The sequence below is a fragment of the Luteibacter sp. W1I16 genome, from assembly GCF_050434905.1.
GTDB lineage: Bacteria > Pseudomonadota > Gammaproteobacteria > Xanthomonadales > Rhodanobacteraceae > Luteibacter.
In genome coordinates, this window is sequence record NZ_JBNDJJ010000001.1 from 3,733,803 (window position 1) to 3,754,539 (window position 20,737).

At 66.0% G+C, this 20,737-nt stretch carries 15 protein-coding genes and 1 pseudogene; 9 read left to right on the forward strand and 7 right to left on the reverse strand.

Translation table 11 applies throughout. The features are described from left to right. The first annotated feature begins 42 nt into the window (after positions 1-42). The 3 genes from QFZ41_RS16445 (at position 43) to QFZ41_RS16455 (ending at position 3,193) form a co-directional block, all read left to right on the forward strand. Positions 43-561: an alpha/beta fold hydrolase gene (locus QFZ41_RS16445; protein WP_429199720.1), complete on the forward strand. Its 519-nt coding sequence runs from the start codon at positions 43-45 to the stop codon at positions 559-561. Beyond that, a complete protein-coding gene (rlmKL, locus tag QFZ41_RS16450) occupies positions 558-2,702 on the forward strand; it encodes a bifunctional 23S rRNA (guanine(2069)-N(7))-methyltransferase RlmK/23S rRNA (guanine(2445)-N(2))-methyltransferase RlmL (protein WP_429199721.1) in 2,145 nt (714 codons plus the stop codon). The genes QFZ41_RS16445 and rlmKL overlap by 4 nt, the downstream gene beginning before the upstream one ends. A gap of 77 nt (positions 2,703-2,779) precedes the next feature. Beyond that, positions 2,780-3,193, forward strand: a complete 414-nt coding sequence (locus QFZ41_RS16455; RefSeq protein ID WP_429199722.1) for a hypothetical protein — start codon at positions 2,780-2,782, stop codon at positions 3,191-3,193. Between the two features lie 512 nt (positions 3,194-3,705). On the opposite strand, the gene QFZ41_RS16460 is transcribed toward QFZ41_RS16455, so the two are convergent. Beyond that, the gene (locus QFZ41_RS16460; RefSeq protein WP_429199723.1) at positions 3,706-4,146 is read right to left on the reverse strand and encodes a DUF6491 family protein; all 441 of its coding nucleotides are present in this window, start codon (positions 4,144-4,146) and stop codon (positions 3,706-3,708) included. Between the two features lie 182 nt (positions 4,147-4,328). Here QFZ41_RS16460 and egtB point away from each other — a divergent pair, with 182 nt between their 5' ends. Together egtB and egtD are read left to right on the forward strand one after the other, a co-directional pair. Beyond that, the gene (egtB, locus tag QFZ41_RS16465; protein ID WP_429199724.1) at positions 4,329-5,597 is read left to right on the forward strand and encodes an ergothioneine biosynthesis protein EgtB; all 1,269 of its coding nucleotides are present in this window, start codon (positions 4,329-4,331) and stop codon (positions 5,595-5,597) included. Beyond that, a pseudogene (gene egtD / locus QFZ41_RS16470) lies at positions 5,594-6,578 on the forward strand (L-histidine N(alpha)-methyltransferase). The gene egtB and the pseudogene egtD overlap by 4 nt, the downstream one beginning before the upstream one ends. A gap of 156 nt (positions 6,579-6,734) precedes the next feature. Here egtD and mfd read toward each other — a convergent pair. The 5 genes from mfd to QFZ41_RS16495 form a co-directional block, all read right to left on the reverse strand. Beyond that, positions 6,735-10,184, reverse strand: coding sequence for a transcription-repair coupling factor (gene mfd, locus QFZ41_RS16475; RefSeq protein ID WP_429199725.1), 3,450 nt, complete (start codon positions 10,182-10,184; stop codon positions 6,735-6,737). Positions 10,185-10,257: 73 nt separating this feature from the next. Next, positions 10,258-11,166 (reverse strand): cation diffusion facilitator family transporter, encoded by a 909-nt coding sequence (locus QFZ41_RS16480; RefSeq protein WP_429199726.1) that lies wholly within the window; start codon positions 11,164-11,166, stop codon positions 10,258-10,260. A 36-nt stretch (positions 11,167-11,202) separates the two neighbouring features. Further along, on the reverse strand, positions 11,203-11,709 hold the full coding sequence (locus tag QFZ41_RS16485) for a Slp family lipoprotein (RefSeq protein ID WP_429199727.1): 507 nt from the start codon (positions 11,707-11,709) through the stop codon (positions 11,203-11,205). Between the two features lie 28 nt (positions 11,710-11,737). Next, complete coding sequence (locus QFZ41_RS16490) at positions 11,738-12,640, reverse strand: 23S rRNA (adenine(2030)-N(6))-methyltransferase RlmJ (protein ID WP_429200280.1); 903 nt, start codon at positions 12,638-12,640, stop codon at positions 11,738-11,740. A 180-nt stretch (positions 12,641-12,820) separates the two neighbouring features. Next, positions 12,821-13,456, reverse strand: coding sequence for an NAD(P)-dependent oxidoreductase (locus tag QFZ41_RS16495; RefSeq protein ID WP_429199728.1), 636 nt, complete (start codon positions 13,454-13,456; stop codon positions 12,821-12,823). A gap of 113 nt (positions 13,457-13,569) precedes the next feature. Here QFZ41_RS16495 and QFZ41_RS16500 point away from each other — a divergent pair, with 113 nt between their 5' ends. Continuing rightward, positions 13,570-14,472: a LysR family transcriptional regulator gene (locus QFZ41_RS16500; protein ID WP_429199729.1), complete on the forward strand. Its 903-nt coding sequence runs from the start codon at positions 13,570-13,572 to the stop codon at positions 14,470-14,472. Between the two features lie 8 nt (positions 14,473-14,480). On the opposite strand, the gene QFZ41_RS16505 is transcribed toward QFZ41_RS16500, so the two are convergent. Continuing rightward, positions 14,481-15,014 (reverse strand): DUF6630 family protein, encoded by a 534-nt coding sequence (locus tag QFZ41_RS16505; RefSeq protein ID WP_429199730.1) that lies wholly within the window; start codon positions 15,012-15,014, stop codon positions 14,481-14,483. A 439-nt stretch (positions 15,015-15,453) separates the two neighbouring features. Here QFZ41_RS16505 and QFZ41_RS16510 point away from each other — a divergent pair, with 439 nt between their 5' ends. The 3 genes from QFZ41_RS16510 to QFZ41_RS16520 all read left to right on the forward strand — a co-directional run bounded on the left by QFZ41_RS16510 (position 15,454) and on the right by QFZ41_RS16520 (position 20,608). Then, entirely contained in the window at positions 15,454-17,841 is a 2,388-nt protein-coding gene (locus QFZ41_RS16510) for a TonB-dependent receptor plug domain-containing protein (protein ID WP_429199731.1), read from the forward strand. A 5-nt stretch (positions 17,842-17,846) separates the two neighbouring features. Continuing rightward, entirely contained in the window at positions 17,847-20,063 is a 2,217-nt protein-coding gene (locus tag QFZ41_RS16515) for a M28 family peptidase (protein WP_429199732.1), read from the forward strand. A 125-nt stretch (positions 20,064-20,188) separates the two neighbouring features. Then, on the forward strand, positions 20,189-20,608 hold the full coding sequence (locus QFZ41_RS16520) for a hypothetical protein (RefSeq protein ID WP_429199733.1): 420 nt from the start codon (positions 20,189-20,191) through the stop codon (positions 20,606-20,608). Positions 20,609-20,737: the final 129 nt, after the last annotated feature.

The window sequence follows — 20,737 nt, forward strand, 5'->3', positions numbered from 1 at the left end:
GCTTTGATAACATAGGCGGTCATTCCGCGTACGGAGACCGCCATGCGCGGCCACATCATCCTTTCCCACGGTTCCGATTCCGGTCCCGACGCCACCAAGGTCAGCGCGCTAGCCGCCCTGGCCGAAACGCTCGGCTGGACCACGGCGCGGCCCGATTACCGTGAGGACGACGTGCTCGGCCATGCGGGTTCGGTCGATCCCCGCCTCGCCCGCCTGGCGGCCGCCATCGCCGCTTCGCCGCGGCCCCCGGTGCTGGTCGGTTCGAGCATGGGCGCCTTCGTTTCGGGCCTGGCCTCGCTGCATGCGCCCGTCGCCGGGCTGTTCCTGCTCGCCTTGCCCGCGCGCATCCCCGGATATCCCCGGGCATTCGCCGCGCGGCCGGGCGTGCCCTCGTTCCTCGTCCACGGTTATGCCGACGACGTGTGCCCGCTCGACGAGGCACTTGCCTTCGCCCGCGGCCACGCCATGCCGGCGCTGCTGGTCCAGGACGACCACCGCCTGGGTGCGACGCTGCCGGACATCGAGGCCGAGTTCCGCCGGTTCCTGGGCGGGCTGGCATGAGCGCCTTCTTCGCCACCTGTCCGAAAGGGCTGGAATACCTGCTGAAGGACGAACTCGTCGCCCTGGGCGCCGGCGACGTGCGCGAGGCGCTGGCCGGCGTGTCGTTCACCGGCACGATCGAGACGGCCTACCGCGCCTGCCTCTGGTCGCGCATGGCCAGCCGGGTGCTGCTGCCGCTCGCCGAATTCGACGCCGCCGATCCGGAGGCCCTCTACGCGGGCGTGCAGGCCATCGACTGGGCCGAGCACCTCGCCGCGCATGGAACACTGGCGGTGGACGCCAACACCGCGCAGAGCAAGCTCACCCATAGCCAGTTCATTGCGCTGAAGACCAAGGACGCCATCGTCGACCAGTTCCGCGCCGCCAGTGGCGCGCGGCCCGACGTGGATCCGGAGGAGCCGGACGTACGGGTGAATGTGCACCTGCGCCGCGACCGCGCGACGCTGTCGATCGACCTCTCCGGCCTGCCTTTGCACCGACGCGGCTGGCGTGAGCAGCAGGGCGAGGCGCCGCTGAAGGAAAACCTGGCCTCGGCCATGCTGGTGCGGGGCCAATGGCCGCGCATCTACGCCGAAGGCGGCGCGCTCGTCGACCCGATGTGCGGCTCGGGCACGCTGCTGATCGAGGGCGCGCTGATGGCCGCCGACGTGGCGCCCGGGTTGCGCCGCGACTATTACGGCTTCCTGGGCTGGCGTAAGCACGACTACACCCTGTGGCGCGGCATCTACGACGAAGCCAAGGCGCGTGCCGAAGAGGGCCTGCGGGCGCTGCGCCCGGTGTTCTTCGGCAGCGACTCCGATCCGCACATGGTCCAGACCGCCAAGCGCAACGCGCAGAGCGCGGGCGTGGCCGGATTCATCCACCTCGACCGTCGCGACGCCGCCCATGTGGAGCCACCGCCGGACACGCCGGTGGGCCTGGTCATCACCAATCCTCCCTATGGTGAGCGCCTGGGCGATCGCGCCGAGCTGCCGGGTCTTTACCGGGACCTGGGCCAGGCACTGAAGGACCGCTTCGGTGGCTGGCGCGCCGCCGTGCTTTCCGGCGACGAGGAACTGGGTCGTGCCTTACGCCTGAGTCCGGACAAGCGCTACGCCTTGTTCAACGGTGCGCTCGAGACCCCGCTGCTGACCTTCGCCCTGCGCGCCAGGGACGAGGCGCCGCGCGAGGCGAAGCCTCTGTCAGAAGGCGCGCAGATGCTCAAGAACCGGCTGGAAAAGAACGTCCGCCATCTGCGCAAGCGCCTGACCCGCGAGGGCATCACCTGCTGGCGCGCCTACGACCAGGATCTCCCGGAATACGCCGCGGCCATCGACGTCTACGAGAACTGGCTGCACATCCAGGAATACAAGGCGCCGCAGGACGTTCCCGTCGACATCGCACGCCTGCGCATGCGCGAGATCGTGCGCGTGGCCGGCGAGGTCCTGGGCGTTCCGCGCGAGCGCATCGCGGTGAAGACGCGCGAGCGCGGCAAGGGCGGTTCCAAGTACGGCCAGTTCGATCAGAAGGGCGAGTTCATCGAGGTCCACGAAGGCGGCCTGACCTTCCTGATCAACCCGACCGACTACCTCGACACCGGTCTGTTCCTCGACCACCGGTTGGTCCGGGCGAAGATCCGCGAGCTGGCCGCCGGCAAGCACTTCCTGAACCTGTTCGCCTATACGGGCACCGCCAGCGTCTACGCCGCCGCAGGCGACGCCCGCGACACCACCACGGTGGATCTCTCGGGCACCTACCTCGATTGGGCCTCGCGGAACCTGGCGCTGAATGGCTTCACCGGAAACCGTCACCGTCTGGTCCAGGAGGACTCGCTGACCTTCCTGCAGAGCCGTTCGATGCAGTACGGCCTGATCTACGTGGATCCGCCGACCTTCTCCAACTCCAAGAAGGCCGACGACTTCGATGTTCAGCGCGACCATGTGAAGCTGCTGCTCCTGTGCGCCGAGCGGCTGTTGCCCGACGGGGTCATTGTTTTTTCGAACAATTACCGCCGGTTCCAGCTTGACAGGGCGGCCCTGGAACCCCATTTCTCCATCGAAGACTGGAGCGCACCGAGCATTCCGTTCGACTTCGCCCGGCGTCACGACATCCATGGCTGCTGGCTGCTCCGGAAGCCGTTCGTGAATCCGTGGCAAACGTGAACGGGCTGTCGAAAAAACTTCAGTCCGGATTCAGTGCCGGAGCGCGAATCTGCGTCCAACACCCGGAGGTAACTGTCATGAAAGGTACGTTCGTCAAGTCGGCTCTCGCCATCGCCGCTGCGGGTCTGATGGCTTTCGCGCCGGGCGCGTTCGCTCGCGGGCATGGCTACTACGGCGGCGGCTACCATGGCGGTTACGGCTATCACGGTGGCTATGGCTACCATGGTGGCGGTTATTACGGCCGCGGCCATTACGACAACGCGGGCCGCTGGATCGCCGGTGCCATCGTGGCCGGTGCGGTTGTCGGCCTGGTCGCCAACGCCACGGCGCCGCGCACGGTCGTCTACGACGATCGTCCGGTGTACTACAGCCGCCCGGCCACGGTGGTCTACGAGGATGCGCCGGTCGTCACCCGTCGCGTGACCACCACGACGACTTATGTCGACGATGGCTACGGTGGCACGCGTTACGTTCGCGACGACGGTTATTGATCGAACCAGCGTCTTGGCATGAAGAAAAAAGCCCGGCCAATGGCTGGGCTTTTTTTTGGGTTCTTCGCACAGTGCCGGGGACGCCTGGTGCAGGCTCGGCTTCGCCCTCGCATTGGTTTGTGCGTGGCGGGGAGCTGCCGGGCGCCACCCTCGGCGCGACAGGCGGCGCCGAGGGTGGCGCCCGGCAGCTCTCTCGACACTGGGGTGGGTTGGTGGGAAGAGCAACGCTCGCCATTTGCCACACCTGGGTGGGAAGCGGGCTGGCCCGCGAGTCCTCAATCTTTCTGCCGGCGAAGGAAGCTTTGCGATGATGGTGAGGTGTGTCACCGCTCGCTTGGATGCGATGCACAGCCTCGTTCGCTCGACAGAGGGTGTCGAATCGCGGGCCAGCCCGCTTCCCACCCGGATGCGGAAGATTCACACGAACGGCTTGCTCCCAGATCGCAGGCATTGCTTGGGGCCGCACGACCCCTCAGTGCTTGGAAGAGCGACGACCCTTTTTTGTTTAGCGGTTACGGCACCATGCCGTTCGGTTCCGCTCCGGAGCCGTGACGCTTGGCCTTCTTGGCGAGCTTGTCGAACTCGGCCTTGTCGATCGTCTGCACCGACTGGATCTGGCACGGCGGATCGTCGCGGCGAACGATCTGTTCATTGATGCCGCCGCAGATTCGCATGGAGCCGATGGCCTTGTCGCTCTCGGAAGCACGGAAGTGGATGCCTCCGCCAAGGTCCATGCGAGGGCAGTCCACCGTCGTCTTGATGAGGAAGTGATTCGGCCCGTTGCGTACGGTGACCGTGCGGTTGTCGATCACGTTCCATTCGTTGATGCGGTCGGTGCGCATGCAGTCGGCGAAGGGCAGCTCCTTCCGCGCCTGCGGAGGGTCGCCGGCGCCTTCGGCGTGTACGGGAGCGGTGAGGAGCAGGGAGGCGGCGAGCAGGTAGCGGAGGTTCATGGCCATACCCTCGGGGTGGGACTTCCACGTTAAGCCCGAACGGGCGTGGAGGCGAGAGTCTAGGCGGGGCCGGTGCACCTGCCGTTAAGCCGGCGGCAGGCTCCGCTCACATTCGTTGAACGTTTGCTCGGGCATCGTTCGCGAATGTCAGCGGCGACCGTCCCTTGCGCAGGAACCCATGCATGAGCACGCCCACGCTCGGCCTCGATGAAACCACCCAGGCCGGCTCGGACCTCGCCCAGCGCTTCCTCAGGATCCGACGTCGCAGCATGGAACTGGCGGCGCGCCTCTCACCCGAAGACACCGTTATCCAGTCCATGCCGGATGCCAGCCCCACCAAGTGGCACCTGGCCCATACGACGTGGTTCTTCGAGCACTTCGTGTTGGGACGCGACGCGGATTACGAGCCACGCCATCCCGAATGGCATTACCTGTTCAATTCCTATTACCAGTCGGTGGGCCCGATGCATGGCCGCCCGCACAGGGGCATGCTGACGCGGCCGGGCCTGGACGAGGTCCTCGCTTATAGGCGCCGCATCGACGACGCCGTCGCGGAACGCATCGGACGCGGCGACGACGCGCTGCTGCCCACGTTGATCGAACTGGGCGTGCAGCACGAACAGCAGCACCAGGAACTCCTGCTCACCGACATCAAGCACGCCTTTGCGCGGAATCCGCTGGAACCCGCCTATGCGCCGGAGGCCGCGCATGCGCTTCCCGTCGTCGCGCCACCCTTGCGCTACGTTCCCTTCGACGAAGGCGTGGTGAAGGTAGGCCACGACGGCACCGGGTTCGCCTTCGACAACGAGGGCCCGAGGCATCGCGCCTACCGCCAGGCGGGGGCGATCGCCAACCGTCCCGTCACCAATGGCGAGTTCATGGCGTTCGTGCGGGACGGTGGATACCGCGATCCGCTGCTGTGGCTTTCGGACGGTTGGGCCACCGTGCAGGCGGAACAGTGGCATCGTCCCTTGTACTGGGACGATGCGCTGGAAACCGAATTCACCTTGCAGGGGCGCCGTGAGATCGATCCGCACGCACCCATGTGCCATGTGAGCTATTTCGAAGCCGACGCGTTCGCCCGCTGGGCGGGGGCGCGTTTGCCGACGGAAGTGGAGTGGGAAACCGTGGCGGCGGAACTTCCCGTGCGTGGGAACCTTCAAGACAGCGAGGTGTTCCAACCCCGTGCCACATCGTTCGAGACGACACTCGGGCAGATGTACGGCGACGTTTGGGAATGGACGATGAGCCCATATGTCAGTTACCCGGGCTTCCGGCCTCTGGCTGGCGCGCTGGGCGAATACAACGGCAAGTTCATGAACGGACAGTGGGTGTTGCGCGGCGGATCCTGCGCCACGCCCGCCGATCACATTCGTGCGACCTACCGGAATTTTTTTCCTCCCCACGCCCGTTGGCAGTTCTCGGGGATACGACTTGGAAACGATCGATGAGCGCTCAACCGAAAGACATCCGCGTCGATGACCGTCATCCGGATGTCGAGGATACCCTCGAGACCGTTCGCCGCGGCCTTGCCGCGAAACCGAAAAGACTTCCCTCGCGCCTGTTCTACGACGAGCGTGGCTCCGCGTTGTTCGAAGCGATCTGCCAGCAACCGGAGTATTACCTCACCCGTACCGAGATCGCGATCATGCGCGAACATGCGGGTGATATCGCCGATACGCTGGGTCCTGATGTGCGCCTCGTGGAATATGGCAGCGGCAGCGGCATCAAGACGCGCATGTTGCTCGAACATCTGCAGACGCCGGTGGCTTACGTGCCGGTGGAGATATCGCGCACCGCCTTGATGGAAAGCGTGGCCGAGTTGGCGACGCGTTTCCCGAACGTGCCGATGCAGCCGGTCTGCGCCGACTTCACCCAGCCGCTGCGTCTTCCCGTCGCCACGCGCTCTCCCCGCCGCACGGTCATCTATTTCCCCGGCTCCACCATCGGCAACTTCGAAACCAAGGACGCCATTCGCATCCTGCGCCAGATGCGCACGGAGATGAGCGAAGGCGGTGGCATCATCGTCGGAGTGGATCTCAAGAAGGATCCCGCCGCGATCGAGGCGGCGTACAACGATGCCGGCGGGGGTGACGCGTGAGTTCACGTTGAACATGCTGGTGCGCCTGAACCGCGAGATCGGCACCGATTTCGACATCGGCGGTTTCCGTCATCGCGCACGCTATAACGTGCTGGCGGGACGCATCGAAACCGATCTGGTGAGCATGAAGCGACAGGATGTGCACGTCGGTCACGACGTCTTCGCGTTCCGCGAGGACGAGGCGATGCATGTGGAATACAGCTGCAAGTATTCGCTGGACGACTTCGCCCAGATGGCGAACAAGGCGGGATTGTCGGTGGAGAAGGTCTGGATGGACGAGGCACGGCGCTTCAGCGTGCAGTACCTGGTGAGGGCGACGCCGGTGGCTTGAGGCCGGTTGAGGCTTTAGGCCAGATTGAATCGCCGACAGGGTCGGCTCCCACCAAGCGGGCAGTGACACCTCAACCCGGTGGGAGCCGACCTTGTCGGCGATGCTTTTAGCTCGGTGGGAGCCGACCCTGTCGGCGATTTGGCGGGCCGCGGCGAGTCAGGCCGGCCGCGGCGCTCCGAGCGCCACCAGCACATCCTGCGCCGTGCGGATGCGTTCGGCAGAGCCGGGAAGCTCCAGGATTACGCGCAGCTTGTCCTGGCCATCCATCTTGAACACCCTCGGCTGCTGCTGGATCAGCTTGATCAAGGCCATCGGGTCGATGTCCGGCTTTTCACGGAAGGTGACGCGGCCGCCGTTGGCGCCGAAGTCGAGCTTGCGAATACCCAGCGGCGTCGCCATCAGTTTCAGCTGGGCCACCGCGAACAGGCATTTCGTCTGGTCGGGCAGCAAGCCGAAGCGGTCGATCATCTCCACCTGCAACTCGCGCAGGCCATCGTCGTTCCGCGCGCTGGCGATGCGCTTGTACAGCGTCAGACGGGTGTGCACGTCGGGCAGGTAATCTTCCGGGATCAACGCGGGCAGGTGCAGCTCCACCTCGGTCTCGTGTTCGGAGGTGAGATCGAAGTCAGGTACCTTGCCGGACTTCAACGCGCGCACCGCGCGGTCGAGCAGTTCGGTATACAGGCCGAAGCCGATTTCCTGAATCTGCCCCGATTGTTCCTCACCAAGCATTTCGCCGGCGCCACGGATTTCCAGGTCGTGGGTCGCGAGGGTGAAGCCGGCGCCGAGTTCTTCCAGCGAAGCCAGGGCCTCCAGGCGCTTCTCGGCGTCCGCCGTCATCGAGCGGCGGTCGGGCACGATGAGGTAGGCATAGGCGCGATGATGCGAGCGTCCCACGCGGCCACGGAGTTGGTGCAGCTGAGCGAGGCCGAAGCGATCGGCACGGTTCACGACGATCGTATTGGCCGTGGGGATGTCGATACCCGACTCGATGATGGTGGTGGACACCAGCACGTTGAACCGCTGCCGATGGAAGTCGGCCATCACCTGTTCCAGTTCACGTTCGGGCATCTGGCCGTGCGCGACGCGGATGCGTGCTTCGGGAACGAGTTCGGCCAGCTCACGTGCCGTGCGCTCGATCGACTCCACTTCGTTGTGCAGGAAATACACCTGGCCGCCACGGGCCAGCTCGCGCTGGATCGCCTCGCGAATGAGCGCCGGCTGATACGTGGAGATCAACGTGCGCACGGCGGTGCGATGGGCGGGCGGCGTGGCGATGATGGAAAGATCGCGCAAGCCGCTCATCGCCATGTTCAGGGTGCGCGGGATCGGCGTGGCGGTGAGGGTGAGCAGGTCGACCTCGGCACGCAACTTCTTCAGTTGTTCCTTCTGGCGCACGCCGAAGCGTTGCTCCTCGTCGACGATGACGAGCCCGAGGTTCTTGAAACGGATATCGGCCTGTAGCAGTTTGTGCGTACCGACCATCACGTCCACCTGGCCGTCCGCCAGCCGTTCGAGGGCGAGATCCACTTCCTTCTTCGACTTGAAGCGTGAAAGCACGTCCACCCGCACGGGCCAGTCGGCGAAGCGGTCGGCGAAGTTGCGGTAGTGCTGCTGGGCGAGCAGGGTGGTCGGCACCAGCACGGCCACCTGCTTGCCGGCCGTCGCGGCGGCGAACGCGGCACGCAGCGCCACCTCCGTCTTGCCGAAACCGACATCGCCGCAAACGACGCGGTCCATGGCACGCGGCGCGGCGAGGTCGGTGATGACGGCGTCGATGGCCGCCTGCTGGTCGGCGGTTTCCTCGAACGGGAAGGTCGCCGCGAATTCTTCGATCATCTGCCGGTCGACCGGCAGGGACTCGCCCTGGCGGGCCTCGCGCTGTGCATAGATCGCCAGCAGCTCCGCCGCCACGTCGCGCACCTTCTCTGCGGCGCGCTTGCGCGCGCGCTCCCAGGCGTCGCCGCCGAGCGAATGTAAGGGCGCCAGTTCCGGCGCCGTGCCCGTGTAGCGGCTGACCAGGCCCAGCTGGGCCACGGGCACGTAGAGCTTGTCGCCCTTGGCGTATTCGATCGTCAGGAATTCGCCCGGCATGTCGCCGACATCGAGCGAAACGAGGCCCTGGTAGCGGCCCACGCCGTGATCGATGTGCACGATGGGCGAGCCGATGGACAGCTCGGTGAGATCCTTGATGATACTTTCAGGATCTCGGGTCGCTCCGGCGCGGCGCTTGCGGTCCGTGCGCACGCGTTCGCCGAACAGCTCGCGTTCGGTAAGCACCGTGAGCATCGGCTTGGCCAGCGCGAAGCCTTGCTCGAGCGAGGCGGCGGTGATCGCCAGCGGTTCGCCGCGCGCAAGGAAGTCCTTCCAGCCGTCCACGTTCACCGGCTTCAAGCCCGCGCCGGCCAGCTGTTCGATCAATGCCTCGCGGCGGCCGGCCGAATCGGCGGCGATGAGGACGCGGCCGGGGTAGCTGGCGAGGAAGTGGCGCAACGCGGTGCCCGGTTCCTCGCCCTTGCGGTTCAGCGGCACATCGGGGGCGGGCAGGGTGCCGAGGTCCACGGCGTGCTCGTGATCCTTCGAGACCACGTCCACGCGAACCTGCTTGTTCAGGCGTTCACGCAGCTGCTCCGGCGGGAGGTAGATCTCGCTCGGCGGCAGCACCGGACGCTCGATGTCGTGCGCACGCTGGTCGTAGCGCTCGGTGGTCTGCGTCCAGAACTGCTCGGACGATTCCAGCGCGCCTTCGCCCAGCACGAACATCGCATCGCCGGCGATATAGTCGAAGAGGGTTTCCGTCGCCGGGAAGAACAGGGGCAGGTAATACTCGATGCCGCCTGGCGTCACGCCTTCCTTCATGTCCTGGTACAGCGGGCAGCGCCGGATATCGATCGGGAAGCGTTCGCGCAGGTTGGTCCGGAAGTTCTTCGCGGCATCCTCGGTCAGGGGGAATTCGCGCGCGGGGAGCAGGTCCACGCCCTCCACCTGGTGCTGGGACCGCTGGGTCTCGGTGTCGAAGGTGCGGATCGACTCCACTTCGTCGTCGAACAGTTCCACGCGGTAGGGTTCGCTCGCACCCATGGCGTAGATATCGATCAGCGCGCCGCGCACGGCGAAATCGCCCGGCTCACTCACCTGCGGCACGTTTCGGTAGCCCGCGGCTTCGAGCCGGCGCTGTTCGGCGATGAGATCGAGCTTCTGTCCCTTGCGCAGCACCAGGCCGGAGCCGGTGATGTGGGTGCGCGGCGCGATCCGCTGCATCAGCGTGGCGACGGGCACCACGAGCACGCCACGCCGCGTGCTGGGCAGCCGGTACAGCGTAGCGACGCGCTGCGACACCACTTCCGGATGCGGGCTGAAGACGTCGTAGGGCAGGGTCTCCCAATCCGGAAAGTGCAACACCGGCAACTCGCCGGCGAAGACGGCCAGTTCGCTTTCGAGGTTGTCGGCGCTGCGGGTGTCGCGTGCCACCACGACCAGCAGGCCGTCGTGGGCGCGAGCCGCCTCGGCGATCTCGAGCGCCCAGGACGAACCGTGGGGGACGGCCCAGTAACGGCGGGTCTTGGCGTTGACGGGGAGCGGGGGGCGAGGAAGCGCTACGGGCATGGAGTCGGGCAGGAGCCTTGCGGACAAGCCGTCGATTGTACTACCTGCCCGTGAAGGCTCCTTGTGCGGGGACTCAGTCGGCGTAGTCGGGCTCGAAGAAGCTCCAGCGCACGTCCTTGAACTCGGCCTTGAAGTCGGCTTCGACGATGTTGATCGCCTCGATCATGGCCCGGGCGGTCGGGGCGGCGGCCATTTTCGCCTTGATCGCCACCATGACGTCGGTGCCCATCTGCAGGGTGAGCACGTTGTAGACGGTATCGATCTCGGGGCGGGCTTCGAGGAAGGCGACCATCGCGGCACGCTGTTTCGGCTCCACGCCCTGTCCGATCAGCAAGGCCTTCACCTCGCGGGCGACGGCCACGGCGACCACGATCAGCAAGACGCCGATGGCGATCGTGCCGAGCGCGTCGAAGATGAGGTTTCCCGTGATCATGGTGAGCACGACGGCGAGCAGGGCCAGGCACAAGCCCACGAGCGCGGCCAGGTCTTCGCCGAAGATCACCAGCAGTTCGCTGGCGCGCGTCTCGCGGAACCATTGCCAGATAGAGCGGCCTTCCCGCGCCTTGTTCACTTCCTGCATGCAGCCATGCATGGAAACGCCTTCGGTAACGATGGAGAAAGCCAGTACGCCAACGGCCAGCCAGGCCCATTTCAGGGGTTCCGGATGGGTCAGCTTATGCACGCCCTCGTAGATCGAGAACATGCCGCCCACGCTGAAGAGCAGGATCGCCACGAGGAACGACCAGAAATACAGGGCGCGGCCCCAGCCTAGCGGGTAGTCCGGCGAGGGCGGCCGCTTCGCCTGGCGCATGCCCAGGAGCAGCAGGCCCTGGTTGCCGCAGTCGGCGAGCGAATGCACGGCCTCGGCGAGCATCGCGCCCGAGCCGGTGAAGATCGCCGCGACCAGCTTGGCGATGAAGATGGCGAAATTGGCTCCGAGCGCGAGAAAGATCGCGCGCTTCGAATCGGCGTGTCCCGACATGTGAGTCCCTGTCCCGCGATGGTGAATCGCAGGATCTTACCGTATGACGCCGACGCCCACGCCGAAGCTCACGTTGGGGTGTCCACCGGACATCTCCTTGGCCGTCCAGACGTGTGACTGGTTCACGGAAACGAGCGGGAACGTGTACTGCGCCTGGCCGACATTGCCGGTACGGGTGCCGTTGAGGCGCCCGGCGATGGTGACCAGCGACCCGGCCGGGTAATCGAGGCTTTCGACATAGCCCGGCATGGCGGCGATGAAGCGGCCGTTGCCGGTGTCGTTCGCCTTGGGACGTTGCGAACCGTCGAGCGGGTAGGCGAGCACTTCGATCTCGCTGTGATCGGAGAAGTTGCGCACGTTGACGATTCGGCCACCCCAGATCACGTCGGCGCTGCCATAGCGTTCCGGCTCTCGCGACACCTGCGCCGGCGGCACGGCGACATTGTTCGCGGTGGGCTTGTAGATCGGCGCGGGCGCGCAGCCGGCGAGGGCGAGGGTCAGCAAGGCGGCAGGGACGGCGAGACGGACGATGGTCGGGCGCATGGGTCGACTCCTGGCGTGTGGGACGACTTTACCGCCTTCGGACTGAATGAGGTGACTGCGGACCGTGGGCAGGCGCTTCATCTTTGCCTTCCTCGACCAGCCAGGTCAGCCTGTATTCGGATTCGCCCGGGGTGCCGAGCAGCTTGGGCAGCACGCGCAACGAATCACGCAGGGTTTCATCGAGTTTCCACGGGGCGTTCACGATGGCCACCCCGGTGCCATTGAGGCGTAACGGGGAGTCGTCCGGGCGCAGCAGCACTTCGGCGGCCAGCACGCGCTTCGCGCCGCTCTTGCCGAGCCAGCGGTGGAAGGGCTGCACCTGGCTGCGCAGCTTGATCGGGTACCAGATGGCATAGATGCCGCCGGGCCACTTCTCCATCGCGGCCTTGAGCGATTTTTCGATGATCCGGAATTCCATCTCCTGCGATTCGAAGGGCGGGTCGATGAGGACGAGGCCGCGTTTTTCCTTCGGTGGCACGAAGGCCTTCATGGCTTCGTAGCCGTCACGTTGGTGCACGTGCACGCGTGGGTCGTTATGGAACAGCTGGCGCAACTGGTCCGATTCGCCGACCTGCAATTCGCAGAGCTGGGCCGAATCACCCTCGCGCATCAGGTGCGCGGCGATCCAGGGCGAACCCGGGTAATAGCGCATCGTTTCGTCGCCGGCGTTGCAGGCGCGAACCACGTCCAGCCATTTCCACAGCAGCGGCGGCAGGCCGCTGGCGGTTTTCAGGATGCCGAAGCCTTCGTCGGACTCGGCGGTTTTACGCGCCTCGGCGCCGCGCAGGTCGTAACGGCCACGCCCGGCGTGGGTGTCGATGTAGCAGAAAGGGGAGCTTTTCTGCTTCAGTGAGTCGATCAGGGCCACGAGCACCATGTGCTTGAGGACATCGGCAAAATTGCCGGCATGGAAGGCGTGGCGGTAGTTCATCCTGGGAGTATAGCGGTCGGTATCCTGGCCCGCTGCCGCGGGATCGCCGACAAGGTCGGCTCCCACCAGGTCTGAATCGGCGACAGGGTCGGCTCCCACCGGGCTTCAGTCGCCGAGAGGGCCGGGTCCCACCGTGACCTGCTCTGGTGGGAGCCGACCCTGTCGGCGATGGGGGAGTCCTCAGTACGCGAAAGTAACCCGCTTCTTCGCCGCATCGCCCTTTTCCAGGCGATCCAGAACGCCAATGGCGAAATCGGCGATCGAGATCCGGCTGTTTCCTTCGGCATCCACCAGCAACTGCTCGCCGCCGACGCGGTAGGAACCCGTGCGTTCGCCCGGCGCTATCACCGCCGCCGGACTGATATAGGTCCAGTCGATATCGGCCTTGCTGGCGCGGAACACCGCCAGCGCCTCGATCTGCGCGTTCGCCGAAGGCTTCCACTCCGCCGGGAAATGGGCATCGTCGATGACGCGGACCCCCGGGGCGACCTCCAGGCTGCCGGCACCGCCGACCCAGGCGAAGCGGCGCACTCCCGCCGACGAAAGCGCATCCAGCAGGACCGCGGCCTGCTTCGGCACATTGGCCGGGTCGGCGTGGTCGTTGAGGCTGGCGATGGCGGCGTCGGCGCCGGGGAGGACGGCCGCGAACGAGGCGGGATGGGCGACATCGCCCTGGACGACGGTCAGCGCGTCGTTCCGGGTGACGACACGGCCGGGATCGCGGACGACGGCGGTCACCGCATGGCCGCGGGCCAAGGCTTCGTCAAGGATGACCTTGCCGATATTGCCGGTGGCGCCGAACAGGACGATTTTCATGAGGACTTCCGTGGGAATGGATGGACGTAGCATGCGCCCGGAACCGTTCACGGGAAACGATTAATCGGTGGATTCATCGTAAAGTATTGCTTTACGATAGAGCCGGAGCCGGCATGGCCGACGTCAACCTCAACCGCCTCGCCGTCTTCGTGACACTCGTCCGGGCCGGCTCGTTCACCGCGGCCGCCCAGCAACTCGGCAGCACCAAGGCGATGGTGAGCCAGCACCTGGCGAAGCTGGAAGAAGAACTCGGCGTGCAACTGGTGGTGCGCAGCACACGACGGATGTCTCTGACCGACGCCGGCGAGCGCTTCCACGAGGACTGCGCCCGCGTCCTCGCCGATGCGGAAGCCGCCATCGCGCAACTGGGCGAGTGCCGCGACACGCCGATGGGCAGCCTTCGTGTCGCGGCCGCCGGAGACCACGGACCCTCGATCGTGGCACCCGCGCTGGCCGACTTCGCAGCGAGGTTTCCGCAGGTCAAGGTGGAGTTGGTGACCAGCGACAGCGTCGTCGACCTGATCGCGGAGCGTTTCGACCTGTCGATCCGCATCGGCTGGTTGCGCGACTCCAGCCTGCGGGCCGCGAAACTGGCGAGCTTTCGCCAGTGTCTCGTCGCCTCACCGGCCTATATCGCCAAACATGGAGCGCCTCGGATACCCGAAGACCTCGCCGCGCATGCATGGATCGCGCTTACGGTGCTTTCTTCGCCCACCCGCTGGACCTTTTTCAGCGCGGGCGACGAGATGGAGCACACCGTACAAACGCGTATCGCGGCCAGCGCCAACAGCACGCTCGGCGTGCACGCCTTCGTCGCGGCGGGACTCGGCATATCCGTGCTTCCGGATTATCTCGTCGACGAGGACATCGCGGCCAACAGGCTCGTGGCCCTGCTGCCGGGCTTTCGTCTACCGGAAGGCGGTGTGTATGCCGTCTATCCCGGCAAGCAACCGCCGGTGAAAGTGCGCGCTTTCATCGACCTGTTGAAGGAACGGCTGGCCACCACACCCGGATAGAGGAGAAGTCACGTCACCTGGCTGCCGAGGCGAAGATTGATGCCCAGTTGCGTCGCCACCAGGCGCATTTGCTCGTCGTCGCGCGAACTGGTGATCCAGCCGGCATAGACGTCGTCGTCCGCTTCGCGCGCCCACAGCGTGTAGCCGTGCTGGTTCAACTGGTCGAAGGCGCGCGAGAAGATCTCCGCGCCGTCGATGTCCTCGTGGAACTCGTCGTCGTCAGGATCGCCATCCCAGTCGATGTCGATGTTCCACCGGCTTGCCAGCTCCTTGATCGCGTCGACCAGGGCGCGCGTATCGTCGGCGTCCACTTCGAAGCCCGAGCGCCAGTCCGTCACCCGGCCGACGATGCGGATCGGGTCCTCGTCGCCTTCTTCCTCGACTTCGTCGCGATAGGCGGAGAACTGCTGCATCGCGCCGTCCTCGTCACCGGGATTGATGAGCAGCAACAGGTGCCAGACCTGGGATTCGACGGAGTCGTCGCCGTCCTCCGCATCGTCGGGGTCGCGCTCGTTCTCGAAATCGTCGTCGTACGAAGTCATGGGTGGTGTCGTTCAAAGGGGGAGGGCGACAGTATCGCCGATCCGGCGCGGCGGAGGATTGGACGTCCGAACGGGCAGTTGACAAACGCACGTTGCGATGCAACAAATACCGCACACGATATTCCGCCAAGGCGATCCCACCCCCAGTGAACGCACACCTTCAGCGCGTGACCACCATCCCGATGAACCTCGCGGCCTCACCGCGATGTCCGGCGATGCGTGCGCGCTGTTGTCGCTGTCGACTGGGCTGATCCGCTCGCCTCGCCTCTAGCGCCACGGGCGCTGGCGCGTTCCGCGGCCTGACTGCGGTTCCCATTCCACCTGTTTTTCCGGTCGTCATTGCACGGCATGCCTTCACGCGTCGCCGTCGCATGGCCACCCATGCTTATCCGGCGCCCGGCGGTGCCGGTATCGCTCATCGTCCAGGGGACATCCACCCATGTATTCGCTCGTCCATCGCCGCCGCCACATCCTGTTCCTCGCCTTGGTCACCGCCTTCGGCGCACCCGCGCTCCACGCCCAGGATGCCGCCCGCGCCAGCCAGCTCGATACCGTGATCGTCACCGGCACGCGCAGTACCGAGCGCACCGTGTCCAGTTCGTTACAGCCGATCGACGTCATCACGCCGCAGCAGTTGCAACAAACGGGCGCCACCCAGCTCACGGCGGCGCTGGCCCGGCTGGTGCCGTCGCTGAACTTTCCGCAGCCGACCACCATCAGTGGGGCCGAGGTGGCTCGCCCGGTGACGTTGCGTGGCCTCAGCCCGGACCAGGTGCTGGTGCTGATCGACGGCAAGCGCCAGCACACCGGCGCATTCCTCAATCTCGGCGGCGCCATCGGCCGCGGTTCGAATCCGGTGGATCTCAACGCCATTCCCGTGTCCGCCATCGAGCGCATCGAGGTGCTCCGCGACGGCCAGTCCGCGCGTTACGGCTCGGACGCCATCGGCGGCGTGATCAACGTGGTCCTCAAGAAGTCGGGGCAGGGCGGCCAGGTCACCGCGAAGTTCGGTGGCTACGACGCCGGCGACGGGCTGCAACGCCAGCTCACCGCCGATACCGGTTTCAAGCTGGGCGACAAGGGCTCGATCCATGTCGCCATCGATACGCAGAACAACGATGGGACCAACCGCGCGGGCCGGGACCGTACCGCCGCCTCGGTGGGCAGCACGTATGGGCAGAAGGTGTACTGGCTGGGCGATCCGGCCGTGCAATCGAACAAGGTGTCGCTGGTGGGACAATACGCCTTCAGCAAGGCGGTCGAGGTGTATGTCGAGGCGCTCTACCGGCGCGACCGCGACGAGACCGCCAGCCTGTACCGCCATCGTGGCGACTCCACCAATGTCACCGCGATCTATCCGAACGGCTATCTTCCCGTCGGCATCCCCATCGTCAACGACACCAGCATCACGGCGGGGATCCGTGGCCAGCTTGGCGAAGGCTGGCACTACGATCTCTCGGCCACCCATGGTTCGAACGAGTACGACCAGCGCAGTCACGCGATCAACGCCGACTGGTATCGCGCCTTCGGCTATACCCCGTTCTTCATCCAGGGAGCCGACTACAAGACGAACCAGCAGACCGGCAACCTCGACATCGGCAAGGAATTCTCGCCCTCGTGGCTGCCCAACCCCGTAAGCGTGTCCTTCGGCCTGGAATACCTGCGGCAGGGCTACAAGGTCAGTCCGGGCGACGCCGTGTCGCAGTACGGTCCGAACGGTGGCATCACCGGCGATCTGCAGGGCAACTGGCAGCGGCACGACGTGTCGGAATACATCGATCTCGAGACGAACCTCACCGATCGTTTCGCGCTGTCGCTGGCGGCCCGCCATGAGCACTACAGCGATTTCGGCGGCACCACCTCGGGTTCGCTGTCCGGACGCTTCGACTTCAACCCGCGGGTGGCGCTGCGCGGCAGCGTGGGCACCGGATTCCGCGCGCCGACGCTGGTCCAGCAGCACTACGCCGACATCTCCTCGCAGTTGCAGGACCTCGGTCAGGGCCAGGTGCTCGTGCAGTCGGGCACGTTCCCGGTCGACGCACAGGCGGCGAGCCTGCTCGGTGCCGAAAAGCTCAAGCCGGAAAAATCGCGCAGCGCCACGCTGGGCCTCGTGCTGGAACCGCTCAGCGGCTGGAACGTGAGCGTCGACGCGTACTGGATCAAGATCACCAATCGCATCAACCTCTCGTCGAACATCCCGGTGAACACCCCCACCGTGAACGCTTATCTCGCGGCTAACGGCGTGGACGCGAACTACCAGTCGATCCGCTATTTCACCAATGCAGTCGATACGCGCACGCGCGGCCTCGACCTCGTCAGCCAGTATGCCTTCGACTTCGCCAACGGCGATCGCCTCAACACCACCGTCGGCTGGGCATACAACGAGAACGAGGTGACCAAGGTCAAGCCGAACCCCGCAATCCTCGACGAACTGGGCGTAGCCGTGCAGCGCGTGGAGCGTCGCGAGCGGCTGGGCCTGCTCGGCGATACCAACCCGCGCACGAAACTGGACGTGGGCCTGGACTATCTGCATGGCCGCTGGGCGGGACACGCGAACGTGCAGCGCTACGGGAACTACACCGTGTACAGCAACAGCGGCAATGCGCTGGACCAGAATTTCGACCACCGCTGGACGCTCGACCTCTCGGCCGACTACAGCATCGACCAGTGGACTTTCACGGCCGGGGCGGACAACGCGTTCAACGCACGGCCCGAGCAGACCAAGTTCGCCAACTCCACCGGCGGCAATTTCAAGTACAGCCTGTTCTCGCCGCTCAGCTGGAACGGCAGGTACTACTACGCCAGCGCGACCTATCGGTGGAACTGATGGACATGCGCGTGATTCTCCCTGTCCTCCTGCTGGCGCTGTCCGGGTCCATCGCGGCACAGGCCGCGCCGCCGTTGACCGGCTTCACCACGGCGTCGTCGGCGGCGGAACACGACGTGGAGCGGCGAATCGATGCATCCATCGACGCGGCCGATCTCGACGGCTGGCTGCGTCGCCTTACCTCCGCGCCGAACCAGGTCGGTTCAACGCACGACAAGGAAAACGCGGATTTCATCGCCGCCAGCCTGCGTGAGTGGGGTTGGCGGGTGAAGGTCGAACCGGTCCGGGTCCTCGTGGCCTATCCATCGGTACAAAAGCTCGCCTTGGAGGGCGCCAGTGACTATGCGGCGGATTTCACCGAGCCCGCCGTCGACGGCGACGTCGACACGAAACGCACGGAAGGCGTGCTTCCTGGCATGGAATCGTACAGTCCTGACGGAGCGGTGGATGCGCCGCTGATCTTCGTCAATGAAGGCCTTTCAAAGGATTATGACGATCTCGAGCGCACCGGCCAGTCGGTGCGCGGCAAGGTCGTGCTGGTGAAATCCAGCGGTGCAGGGCGATGGGTGAAGCCGAGGCTGGCGCAGCAACATGGCGCGGTCGGTGTCGTGATTTATTCCGACCCCGAAGCGGATGGTTTCGCCAAGGGCGATGTCTATCCGACGGGCGCATGGCGCACCCCGCGCACGGTCCAGCGAGGCACCCTCGGCATCGACAGCGTGCTGGACGCGTCGGCGGCGAAGACCATCCAGGCCGGGAAGCGCACCGGCGATCTGGCGATTCCCGTCGTCACGATCGGCTATGGCGACGCCGGGCATTTCCTTCATGCCCTGGGCGGGCCGGTCGTGCCGAATCGCTGGCAGGGCGGGTTGCCCTTGACCTATCACGTCGGCGGCGACGCGCAGGTACACCTGGAAGTCCGCTCGCCGTGGGAGTGGCGCACGCTATACAACGTCGTCGCGAGCCTGCCCGGCAGCGAATACCCGGACGAGTGGGTGATCCGTGGCGTGCACCACGATGCCTGGGTGTACGGCGCGTGGGATCCTCTGGCCGGAACCACGGCGTTGCTCGCGGAGGCGCGGGCCATCGGCGAACTCGCCAAGGCCGGCATTCGGCCGAAGCGGACGCTGGTTTTCGCCAGTTGGGACGGCGAGGAACTGGGCATCCTCGGGTCGAAGGCGTGGGCCGAACGGCATGCGGCGGAACTGTCGCGCAAGGCGGTCTTCTATCTCAACAACGACACCACGGGCCGTGGCTTCCTCTCCGCGGCCGGCGACCCTTCGCTGGCGGTTCTGGTCGACGAGGTGGCGGGGGATCTTCGCGATCCGGAAACCGGTGCCAGCGTGCGGGAGCGCCGCGAGGCGAAGCGCGCGGTGGATGCCGCGGAGAAGGGCAAGGACGTGGCAGGGCCGATCGTGCCGCCGCGGCTCGGCACCGGTTCGGATTACCTGCCTTTCGCGCACCGGCTCGGCGTCCCATCGCTGCATGTGCGCTATGGCTACGACCGCGATGGCGATGAAGAGAGCGTCCCGGTCTACCATTCGCTGTACGACACCTACGCGCATTACCAACGCTTCGGCGACCCCGGGCTGAAGTACGTGAACCTGCTGGCGCGTACCAACGCTCGCCTGGCCCTGCGCGTGGCCAATGCCGAAGTGCTGCCCTGGCGCTATACCGCCTTCGCCGAATCCCTGGGTCGGGATATCGAACGGCTGGCGACCGGTGCGGCGACGGCCCATCATGATGCGGTTCGCCACAATGAACTCGTCGACAGCGGCGCCTATCGGTTGGCGGAGGTGGCTTATCGTGGCTTGCGAGCACCTGCGCGAGTGGACGGCCGTTGGCAGGAGGTCGACCTCGAGCCATTGCGCGATGCGCAACGCGACCTGCTCGCCGCCGCACAAGCCTACGATCGCGCCGCGGGCGTCATGGCCGAACTTCCACCGAAACGGCGAGATGCCGTGAACCGGGCATTGCGCGAGGTCGCACCCTCGTTCATGCAGGCGTCCGGGCTTCCGCAGCGCCCCTGGTACCGGCACCTGTTGCAGGCTCCGGGCCGCAAGGAAGGCGAGGATGTTGCGCCACTGCCAGCCATCGGCGACGCCATGGACGCACGTGCCTGGGACGAAGCGGGGAGAGAGGTCGAGGCCACGGCAGGGGCCACCCGGCGAGCCACGAGCGCGCTGGTGAAGGCGACCGAGGCCCTCTCGGACGGTCCCTGACCACCCTGTCGTCCCCATGAGACCCGCCCAATTTTCTTATTGACCGGGCGGGATAAACGCGTTCTTCTTGGTTTAGCCGTCCATTCGGCGTGGTCCGCGAGGGCCGGTATCAAGGGGGAAGACCTATGAACGCGGTAACTTTCGTTCGGGCGGCGGGAGTCGCCCTCATTCTGGTATGTGCCGCGGGCAGCGCGGCGGCCCGGTCGGACGAGACGCCGCCGGACACGATCTGCACCGTGCTGGGCACGGCCGCCCGGTACGTGGGCACCACGGTCACGGTGCGCGGCGTGGCGGCCACCGAGGGCAAGGTGACCTTGTTGTCCGACGCGCAGTGCAAGGGCACGGTGAGCCTGAGCATGGACGACAACGCCACCCGCAAGCGCGACGTCTCGGCGTTCCGGCGCGCCGTCACCAGCAAGGGCACCCGTGCCGACGCCACGGTCTTCGGCCGTTTCAAGGCCACGGGCGACGCGCAGGCGCCGTATGCCATCGACGTGTACAGCGTCCGTGACGTGAACGAGCTTCCGGCCGCCGAGGGCGGCTGAACGGCGGCACGCCGGGCGGCGGCCCTCGGACCGCCGTCTGGCGCGCCGCGTGCGCGATCCGCTAGGCTTCCCTGCTTTACGGCCCGCCGGCGCCATGCCGCGGACCGTATATCTCCTCGATGGAAGCCC

Excerpts from the sequence above, each read along its gene's own strand:
- QFZ41_RS16445 (WP_429199720.1), top strand. The coding sequence starts at position 43 with ATGCGCGGCCACATCATCCTTTCCCACGGTTCCGATTCCGGTCCCGAC.
- rlmKL (WP_429199721.1), top strand. The coding sequence starts at position 558 with ATGAGCGCCTTCTTCGCCACCTGTCCGAAAGGGCTGGAATACCTGCTG.
- QFZ41_RS16455 (WP_429199722.1), top strand. The coding sequence starts at position 2,780 with ATGAAAGGTACGTTCGTCAAGTCGGCTCTCGCCATCGCCGCTGCGGGT.
- QFZ41_RS16460 (WP_429199723.1), bottom strand. The coding sequence starts at position 4,146 with ATGAACCTCCGCTACCTGCTCGCCGCCTCCCTGCTCCTCACCGCTCCC.
- egtB (WP_429199724.1), top strand. The coding sequence starts at position 4,329 with ATGAGCACGCCCACGCTCGGCCTCGATGAAACCACCCAGGCCGGCTCG.
- mfd (WP_429199725.1), bottom strand. The coding sequence starts at position 10,184 with ATGCCCGTAGCGCTTCCTCGCCCCCCGCTCCCCGTCAACGCCAAGACC.
- QFZ41_RS16480 (WP_429199726.1), bottom strand. The coding sequence starts at position 11,166 with ATGTCGGGACACGCCGATTCGAAGCGCGCGATCTTTCTCGCGCTCGGA.
- QFZ41_RS16485 (WP_429199727.1), bottom strand. The coding sequence starts at position 11,709 with ATGCGCCCGACCATCGTCCGTCTCGCCGTCCCTGCCGCCTTGCTGACC.
- QFZ41_RS16490 (WP_429200280.1), bottom strand. The coding sequence starts at position 12,640 with ATGAACTACCGCCACGCCTTCCATGCCGGCAATTTTGCCGATGTCCTC.
- QFZ41_RS16495 (WP_429199728.1), bottom strand. The coding sequence starts at position 13,456 with ATGAAAATCGTCCTGTTCGGCGCCACCGGCAATATCGGCAAGGTCATC.
- QFZ41_RS16500 (WP_429199729.1), top strand. The coding sequence starts at position 13,570 with ATGGCCGACGTCAACCTCAACCGCCTCGCCGTCTTCGTGACACTCGTC.
- QFZ41_RS16505 (WP_429199730.1), bottom strand. The coding sequence starts at position 15,014 with ATGACTTCGTACGACGACGATTTCGAGAACGAGCGCGACCCCGACGAT.
- QFZ41_RS16510 (WP_429199731.1), top strand. The coding sequence starts at position 15,454 with ATGTATTCGCTCGTCCATCGCCGCCGCCACATCCTGTTCCTCGCCTTG.
- QFZ41_RS16515 (WP_429199732.1), top strand. The coding sequence starts at position 17,847 with ATGCGCGTGATTCTCCCTGTCCTCCTGCTGGCGCTGTCCGGGTCCATC.
- QFZ41_RS16520 (WP_429199733.1), top strand. The coding sequence starts at position 20,189 with ATGAACGCGGTAACTTTCGTTCGGGCGGCGGGAGTCGCCCTCATTCTG.